1 protein-coding gene is annotated in these 349 nt (G+C 47.0%); it reads right to left on the minus strand.

The genetic code is table 11. The features are described from left to right. Window positions 1–109 precede the first annotated feature (109 nt). The coding region (locus FS628_RS30230) for a hypothetical protein (protein WP_222125316.1) at window positions 110–349 on the minus strand (240 nt) is incomplete at its 5' end.

Genomic DNA, 349 nt, shown 5'->3' on the forward strand with positions numbered 1-349 from the left:
CCACATCTTCCTCCCTCTTCTCCATCTCCAACCGTACCCTCCCCACTTCATCACTAACCACATTCATCTCTTCCATCACAACCTTCACATAACCATTCCTTTTCTTCTTCTAATCCTCACCTTCCTTTTTCTTCGAACCCCCTTTTTTCTCCTCCTCCTTCCCACTACCTCCCTTCTTCTCCACTTCCTCAATCTCCTCCTCAATATCCCTCATCCTACTCTTCCCATATCCCTCACAAGCTTCAACCCTCATACCCCCCAATAACCTTAACCCCACCACCCAACCCCTTTTTTTCAAAATCATCATCCCCCATCCTATCATTTCACAACAAAGCAACCTGCACACGTG

Origin of the sequence: Paenibacillus xylanexedens, assembly GCF_007676705.1 — a bacterium.
In the GTDB taxonomy this organism is placed as follows: Bacteria; Bacillota; Bacilli; order Paenibacillales; family Paenibacillaceae; genus Paenibacillus; species Paenibacillus xylanexedens_C.